The sequence below is a fragment of the Chlorobium sp. KB01 genome (genome assembly GCF_001975465.1).
Taxonomy (GTDB): Bacteria; Bacteroidota; Chlorobiia; order Chlorobiales; family Chlorobiaceae; genus Chlorobium.
In genome coordinates this window covers 30,719-38,926 of record NZ_MPJE01000008.1, presented here as the reverse complement: position 1 = coordinate 38,926, position 8,208 = coordinate 30,719, and the positions used below count along the sequence as shown (strand labels likewise).

The 8,208-nt window shown below is 51.8% G+C and carries 7 protein-coding genes; 2 read left to right on the top strand and 5 right to left on the bottom strand.

Annotation, left to right across the window (positions count from 1 at the left end):
• Window positions 1–127: 127 nt before the first annotated feature.
• The 3 genes from BOO20_RS00430 to recG all read right to left on the bottom strand — a co-directional run bounded on the left by BOO20_RS00430 (window position 128) and on the right by recG (window position 4,706).
• On the bottom strand, window positions 128–1,504 hold the full coding sequence (locus tag BOO20_RS00430) for an NAD-dependent succinate-semialdehyde dehydrogenase (RefSeq protein WP_076789174.1): 1,377 nt from the start codon (window positions 1,502–1,504) through the stop codon (window positions 128–130).
• An 85-nt stretch (window positions 1,505–1,589) separates the two neighbouring features.
• A complete protein-coding gene (gene rsgA / locus BOO20_RS00425) occupies window positions 1,590–2,540 on the bottom strand; it encodes a ribosome small subunit-dependent GTPase A (protein ID WP_076789171.1) in 951 nt (316 codons plus the stop codon).
• Window positions 2,541–2,585: 45 nt separating this feature from the next.
• Window positions 2,586–4,706 (bottom strand): ATP-dependent DNA helicase RecG, encoded by a 2,121-nt coding sequence (gene recG, locus BOO20_RS00420; protein WP_076789168.1) that lies wholly within the window; start codon window positions 4,704–4,706, stop codon window positions 2,586–2,588.
• Between the two features lie 101 nt (window positions 4,707–4,807).
• Between recG and rpmE the strand changes: the two genes are divergently transcribed.
• Both rpmE and frr read left to right on the top strand, forming a co-directional pair.
• Window positions 4,808–5,035, top strand: a complete 228-nt coding sequence (rpmE, locus tag BOO20_RS00415) for a 50S ribosomal protein L31 (RefSeq protein ID WP_040432833.1) — start codon at window positions 4,808–4,810, stop codon at window positions 5,033–5,035.
• A 50-nt stretch (window positions 5,036–5,085) separates the two neighbouring features.
• Complete coding sequence (gene frr / locus BOO20_RS00410; protein WP_006365357.1) at window positions 5,086–5,646, top strand: ribosome recycling factor; 561 nt, start codon at window positions 5,086–5,088, stop codon at window positions 5,644–5,646.
• A gap of 73 nt (window positions 5,647–5,719) precedes the next feature.
• On the opposite strand, the gene bchY is transcribed toward frr, so the two are convergent.
• Both bchY and BOO20_RS00400 read right to left on the bottom strand, forming a co-directional pair.
• On the bottom strand, window positions 5,720–6,958 hold the full coding sequence (gene bchY / locus BOO20_RS00405; RefSeq protein ID WP_076789165.1) for a chlorophyllide a reductase subunit Y: 1,239 nt from the start codon (window positions 6,956–6,958) through the stop codon (window positions 5,720–5,722).
• The gene (locus tag BOO20_RS00400; RefSeq protein ID WP_076789163.1) at window positions 6,939–7,934 is read right to left on the bottom strand and encodes an SPOR domain-containing protein; all 996 of its coding nucleotides are present in this window, start codon (window positions 7,932–7,934) and stop codon (window positions 6,939–6,941) included. Before BOO20_RS00400 ends, bchY begins: the two co-directional genes overlap by 20 nt.
• Window positions 7,935–8,208: the final 274 nt, after the last annotated feature.

Genomic DNA, 8,208 nt, shown 5'->3' with positions numbered 1-8,208 from the left:
AGAAACCGGAGTGTACACGGAGTACATGAGGATTTCGAGCACCGCCCAACGCAGTCATCAGGTTTCGGAACAAATAAATAGAGGTGCCCTGTAAGCGATTGATCGACATGTTGTATCATAAAAAGCTTCAGCTCACACTGAAGCTTTTTACGTTTACGAACTCACGAATCCCGTACAGAGCGAGCTCACGTCCGTATCCGGACTCCTTGATACCCCCGAACGGCATTGCCGGATCCGATTTCACCATACTGTTGATAAAGCAGTTCCCGGCATCAAGCTGATCAGCAACCGCAAGCGCCCTGTCGGTACTGGCGGAAAAAACCGCTGAGCCCAGTCCGTAGGGAGTGTCATTGGCGATACGAACCGCTTCATGATCATCATGAGCCTCAATAAGGGTTGCAACCGGCCCGAATGTCTCTTCGCTGTAGGTCACCATCCCCTTGCAAACTCCGGAGAGGAGTGTCGGAGGATAGAAAAATCCGCGCCCTGAAGGGAGTTCTCCGCCGCAGAGAAGCCGTGCACCACCGGAGAGAGTCCGGAGAACCTGCTGGTGAAGCTGAAGGCGAAGATCCGCGCGTGCAAGCGGACCGACCTCAACTGCAGGATCGAAAGGATCGCCCATCACGGAGGAGTGCATCCGCTGCAGCAGAAGGTTTTCAAACTCACTGAACACCCTGGAGTGCACAATAAAACGTTTGGCGGAAATACAGCTTTGACCGCTGTTCAGAAGACGGGAGGCTGCACAGAGCGCAACAGCCCGGTTCAAATCGGCATCATCAAGCACGATATAGGGGTCACTGCCGCCAAGCTCAAGAACCGTTCTTTTCAGCGCCCGCCCGGCCTTTGCGGCAACAGCACGTCCGGCAGCGGTGCTTCCGGTAAGCGATACCCCCTGCACAGAAGGATGGTCAATCATGAAACCGCTCAGACGGTCAACATCCTCAAGATCCATATGAACTGCCCGGTAGAGATGTTCCGGAAACCCTGCATCACGGAAAAGCTGTTCAATGGCAATCGCTGAACCGGTTACATTGGGGGCATGTTTAAGCAAAACACCGTTGCCGGCCATGATTGCCGGTACGGCAAACCGGAAGACCTGCCAGAAGGGGAAATTCCAGGGCATGATACCGAGCACAAGACCGATCGGCTCAAATTTAACCACACCCTTAGCTCCGCCGTCAAGCTCACTGCGTTCCGGCTTTAAAAACGACTCGGCATGCTCTGCATAGTAGTCACAGACCAGGGCTGATTTCTGTACTTCGGCAACCGCCTGTGAAAACGGCTTGCCCATTTCGAGGCTTATCTGTGCTGCATGCCTCTCTTTTTCAACACGAAGAAGTGTTGCCAGCCGCTTCATCAGTTCACCGCGCCTGAAGAGTGACTCTTTTTTCCAGAAACGGTACTCCCGGTCGGCAGAAGTAATAACGGCTTCAATCTGGGCGGATGTCATCACGGAATATTCGGCAATCGGTTCTTCCGTAGAGGGATTGACGGTAATGATCATGGCGCGTAAGGGTTCAAAATGGGTAAGGTGCTGTTCGATAAACAAGATGATCCGGAGCGACAGGAACCGGATGAACCGGTTGCAGTCACTCCAGGCTGTAGTAGATTGCAAGATAACTCTCATAACGTGCCGGATCAATGCCTCCTGCATGAACCGCCCTCTGAACTCCACACCCCGGCTCCCCGGTATGCGAACACGAAGAGAAGGAGCAATCAGGCATAACGGCAAGAAACTCCCTGAAATAAAACCGCAGATTTTCCCTGGTGATGTCGGAAAGATTAAACTCCCGGATTCCAGGAGTATCAATCACATAACCGCCATCGGGAAGCGGAAGCATCACCGAATTGCTGGTGGTGTGGACCCCTTTTCCGGTCTTCAGGTTGGTTCTTCGCGTTTTGAGCTGTTTGTGTCCAAAAAGCAGATTAATCAGGGTTGATTTTCCGACTCCGGAATGACCGCTGAATGCGGAAAGTTTGCCGCCAAGGGCCTGCCGAAGCGGCTGGAGTGATGCCTGCTCACAGACACTGGTATAAAAAACAGAGTACCCGAGTTGATGGTAAGGCTCCATCAAGGCAGCAATAAGTGCAGCGTCTGCAAGATCCATCTTGTTCACAACAATGAGCACATCAAGCTGCTCGGACTCTGCAAACGCCAGATAACGATCGACCAGACGGGTGCTGAGGGGCGGATCAAACGATGAAACCACAACAACCAGCTGATCAATATTGGCCGCGATAACCTGAATTTTCTCCTTGCTGCGATTTCGGCGAATATCCCTTTTTCTTGTCAGGGCGCTCCTGCGCTGCTTCACCAGTGTAATAACCGCTTCAAACTGCTCTCTGCCGGTCTCCGTCACCTTGAGTTCAACCCGGTCGCCGACAGCAACAAGAGAGCTCTCCTCATTCTCCGTCCTTGTTCCGGGATAGGTGCGGCTCCGGAACACGCTATCATCATCAGCAACTACCGTATAGGTTGATCCTGTCGCTTCGGTAACCAGACCGCTGCATATTCCGGGCTGCTCATTTTTCTGTTCCATATCGTATTACAATAACATCGTAACGTATTGCCAGTTTCCCGTGCATTATCCGATATCAGCCAGCGTAACCCGATCCTGGTAGTAACGGAGGTAGTGCGCCTTGATAACACCATGCTCTGCCGCCCTCAACTGAGCATCCTCTGAGATAACCCTGAAGGCAGCAATGCGGGCCGACTGCATGATATCAAAATCTCTCGTCAGATCAGCAATCTTCAGCCCGTTTAACGTGCCCGACTGCTCTTTTCCCAGAACATTGCCAACCCCCCGGATTCTTGCATCAATTTCTGAAATAATAAAGCCGTCATTGGTCGATACCATTGCCTCAAGGCGTTCACGGGCCTCCGCTGTCGGCATGGAACAGATCAGAAAACAGGTGGAGCCGTGCTCGCCACGACCGACACGGCCCCGGAGCTGATGGAGTTGTGCAAGCCCGAAACGCTCCGCATGCTCGATAACCATAACCGTGGCATTCGGAACATCAACACCCACCTCGATAACCGTTGTCCCCACAAGCAGATCAAGTTCACCCCGGCGGAACTGATCCATCACCATCTCTTTACGGTCGGGGGTCAACTGACCATGAATCAATCCCAGACTGAGATCAGGAAATACCGAAGATGACAGCTCCTCAAAACTCTCCACCGCAGCTTTCAGATCCATCTTTTCCGACTCCTCAACAAGAGGATAGACAATATAGCCCTGCCGTCCTTCCGCTACCTCACTGCGGAGAAAATCATAAACCTTTGCAAGCTCTTTTTCGTAGCAGAGAGATGTCCTGACCGGGCGACGTCCGGCGGGCATCTGGCGGATAACCGATACATCAAGATCACCGAACACACCCATGCTGAGGGTTCGGGGAATCGGTGTAGCCGTCATCAACAGCACATGGGGATTGACGGCCTTTTCACGCAGGGCTTTACGCTGAAGCACTCCGAAGCGGTGCTGTTCATCAATGACAACCAGCCCGAGCCCTGCATAGCTCACCTCCCCTTCAATCAGGGCGTGGGTTCCGACAGCGATATGCAGCTCTCCGCTGCCGAGGGCTTCAAGGAGCGCCTGGCGCTCCTTTTTCCGCTGTTTTCCGGTCAGAAGCCCAACCCGCAAACCGAGTGGCTGAAATAACCGTTTCATGCTGAGATAGTGCTGGACGGCAAGAATCTCGGTAGGTGCCATAAATGCCGACTGCAGGCCATTATCGGCGGCCAGCGCCATGGCAAACATAGCAACAATGGTTTTGCCTGAACCGACATCACCCTGCAAGAGCCGGTTCATCGGGCTGCCGGTTTTAAGATCGCGATATATTTCACGAACAGCCTGCTTCTGGGCGTCCGTCAACTCGTAGGGAAGAGTCCGGTAGAGCTGTTCGGTCACAACCCCTGAGTGGGTAAAGATCACAGCTCGTTTACTGATTCTCAACTCGCTCTGGCGGAGGGCAAACATCAACTGGACATAGAAGAGTTCACTCCACTTCATCCGGTAACGGGCAAGTTCAAGAGCTTCATGCGAAGAGGGAAAATGAATTTCATGATAGGCCTCCCGAAGCGGAAGAAGATGATAATCTGAAAGGATGGCCTGGCTGAGATTCTCTTCACTCCTCACCCGGTACTCATCAAACGCACGGGCAACAAGGGTACGCAACTGCTTTGAGGTAAGGCCGGCCTGCTTCATGGCGTCAGTTGTCGGATAGATCGGAATGATCCTGCCTGTATGGTAGAGATCAAAATCACTGATCTCCCCCTCTCCCGGCTCATGCGGAGAAGCGGTCAGGCGGTCATAATCGGGATGCTGCATCTGTGCCTGACGTCCGAAATAACTCACCTTGCCGTGCACGGCAAGCGCATCTCCTGAAACAATGCTCCTGGAGAAAAAGCGCACTCCCCTGAACCAGGTAAGCTCAAGCTGACCCGTAGCATCACCAAGCCAGACCTTGAAGCGCGCCCGTCCCGGATGAGTGCCTTCAAGCTGTGTTTTCAGTACGGTACCCACAACCGTCACCGTTTCACCATCGGCAAGATCCCTGATGCATTTCATGGCACTCCGGTCGAGATATCGTCGGGGAAAGTAGTTCAGGAGATCATCAACTGTCGAAATACCGATCTCTTTAAGAATTGAAGCCTTTTTTGAGCCGACACCCTTCAGATAGATTATTGATGCAGTAGCGCTCATATTAAAAGGTTGTATCTGGAGATGATTTCTTGTATATTTGCACCTTTACCATTTACATGGCAGGCCATTTCATTTATTGTACGATAAAGTCAACGAAAGTCATGAAACAAGATATTCACCCAAAGTATACAAGCGTCACCGTCAACTGCGCAAACTGCGGCAACAGCTTTGAAACCCGTTCTACCAGACCGACCATCAAAGTTGATATCTGCAACAACTGCCATCCGTTCTATACCGGCAAGCAGACCCTTGTTGACACCGCCGGACGCGTTGAACGTTTCAACAAACGCTTCGCAAAATCCACAGCAGCACAGGCAAGCGCCAAGTAAAGGCAGAGTTGCACTTGTCGGCAAACCAGCACTAACCCTTAGGAACAGTTATGAGTGTCAGGGATGTTGCTCAGAAAACTGAGCAGAAAATGAAAAAGACCATTGAGGCGTTTCAGCATGAGATCGCATCGATAAGAACAGGCAAGGCAACGACAGCTCTGCTTGATCGTGTCAAGGTGGAAGCCTACGGTCAGCAGATGCCGCTCAAACAGGTCGGGAATGTAGGGGTGCTTGATGTTCATACCCTCATGGTACAGGTCTGGGACAAATCAATGGTTTCAGCAACCGAAAAAGCCATCCGTGACGCAAACCTCGGCCTCAATCCTTCCGCCGATGGTCAGAACATCCGGGTAAGCATTCCTCCTCTTACTGAAGAGCGCCGTAAAGAGTTTGTAAAGCTCACCAGGAAATTCGGAGAGGATTCAAAGATATCGCTCCGCAATCTTCGCCGCGACATGATTCATGAGATTGAAAAACTTGAAAAAGATAAAGCGATCAGCGAAGATGATAAAAATCGGGGTAAAAAGGAAGCCGATGAGCTGCTGCACAAATCCGAAAAACAGCTTACCGAGATAATGTCAGCCAAAGAGAAAGAGATCATGGAGGTTTAAGCTGCATAAACAGTTTACTGAACATAAAAAAAGCCGGGCAATCCCCGGCTTTTTTTATTGACTCAACCGCCACTCACTCTTCAAAATACTCCTTCATCTTCATGAACACCTCTTTTTTTCCGAGAAGTCCGCTGATCATACCGAGTACCGTTGCTGCTCCCGCTGCAAAAAAGAGCGGGCGGGCGGAAATATTGTTGGTATAGTAGATTGCCGGAATTCCCCGCTCTTTGGCAAAGCTGTCGAGTGAGGTGGTACCGATCACCAGATCCGGATGGTACTCCTCTACAGCCTGCATATCCTCTTCAAGATATTTGCGGTATCGGATCTCGGTTCCGAGCATGGAGAGCACCTTGTGATCCTCCTCGCCGAGCGCCATCCTCGAAATAGAGGTTGATGCATAAGGGACTTCAAGCCCGGCTTCCAGCAGAAGACGCACAACCGGCAGTTCATTGCCTTCATAACCGGCCACTATAACCTTTCCTTTAAGGTGCTTGAACTGATTGAGTACCTCTCTTGATTTCCGGGCCTCCTCTTCAGCAACAGCCTGAACTGTAGAGGGGTCAAGAGCAAGCGCCTCACCGATGCGGCCTATCCACTGCGCTGTAGCGTTGGCTCCGATCGGGTTTCCCTTGACAATTGTCACGCCATGCTCTTCAAGCAGCGAAACGGTTTTTTCATAAAAGGGATGCAGTACGGCACAAGCTTCTGCCTCTGCGGCCTCAATATAGTCCTCAAGCGATGTTCCGGGGAGCACAATCACCGATTCGACACCGATTTTCTGCAGCACCGATCCAATGGTCATGGCATCAACCGGAAAAATCTCTCCCAGTACCACCAGCGATTTCTGCTTTTTAGGGGCGGCGAAATTCCCGAACCGCTTTAACAGTGTAGCTACAGCAACATCCTTTGCCTCGGGATGGGTCCTGATCTGAAATGCCGGGAGGCGGACAAGCAGCACTTCAGCATTTCCGGCCTTCCGGGGCAGCAGCTCCTCGGCAATCCCGGCCGTTTCAGCAACACAGGTACTGACAACCGGAATAAACCGTACCGCATGGTCGCGGGCGATCTCTTCAATGGTACGACGAAGATCATCAATCATGGTTCCGCCGGAAATCTGCACATTCATCAACTCCGGAGAGATGATGGATTTGCGGGCCGCATAGAAATGGGAGACAAACGTCAGCCCGTAAAGACAACCCTGGTCGGCAGCCAGACAGACCTGAACACCGTCAATTCTTGTCAATACCCTCAGCCCGCCGAAAGCCGGACACATGGACTGCGGGTGCAACGTGCTACAACTCTTTTTCTGCATGAAGAACAACCCTCTTGATAACATGTTGGATATATGCGCTGCCAGCCGTTTTTTCAGGCAGCCTTTTAAGTTGTGCTGAAGCTTCCTCTCTGCCTGAAAACCTTCCCGTCGCGACCCTGTGGTATTTCACTGCCCCGGAAAATGCAGGCCAGACAAATGCCGCAATGCCCTTTGAACGCAAAGGGCTGATCTCTTTACGGGCGGTACTCCCGGAACGAAAGGTTGCCAGTATGATCGTATAGTCCTCTTTTTCAAGAACAAGAGAGTCAGCAACCCCGCCATGAGCGGGTGCAACCGTTTCAGAACTGACCGGAGGATTGCTGTTCGGACTGACTGCTGCTGTGGATTGTGAAAGAGTCGCAACAGAGAATGGAACGCTTTCAATGAGCTGCCGGCCATAAAGAAAAACAAGCAGCACTCCGGCAGCTATCACTACCGAAACAAGAGCTGCTTTACCTCTGCTGCCGGTCGGGACCCGATCCTGCGGCAAAACAACAACCTCCTCCAGATCCTGATACTCCCTGTTCAACAGTGCATCCAGAGAGCTCTCCGCAACAAACCCGTAACCTCCCTCCTGAAGCGTGAAACGGCCGAACCCGTTGAAAACCAGCTCCCGTTTCTCCTTGAATGCGCGGCCAAGAACTTTGGCAAGATTCCGGCCAAACCGGTTGGCATCGTCCGGACTCATCGACACTCTCGAAACAGCTATACGCACGGTATCATCACCTCCGGAAATACCTCTCTCGAATATCATCCTGTTACAGGGGGGGGTATAAACCGTACCGGAAGCTGTGAGCTTTTTAACCGGTGCAAGCTTCCTGACCGCAAATCTGCCGAGACCCTTCACGGTGAGCTTTCCGCAAGCAAGAAACTCGGCAACCATGGCACCTGAAAAACTGTTCAGAAGAGCATGAGCCTCTTGACTCTCCATAGCAAGCAGACCCGCCAGCTCCTCAATAAAATCATGGTTGGTCATAACACGTCGCCCTTAAGCAATTGAGCGGTAAACGCTTTGCTGTGAATAAAAAACGAATATAACACTTCCCGCTGTAAATACGCGACCGCCTCCATATCTGATGGCTTCATGCTGCGCGGCTTCCCAGCCGTCCCTAACAACGTGAGGGATCTCCTGTGCTTCACCGCTCGCTCCATCAGATTTCTCACCCGAGTTCCTCGGGATTTGAAATGACACATCGGAACTCTCCTCCATTAAGAGCAAAGAATCAGCGGGTATTAGAGAATGATTTGCT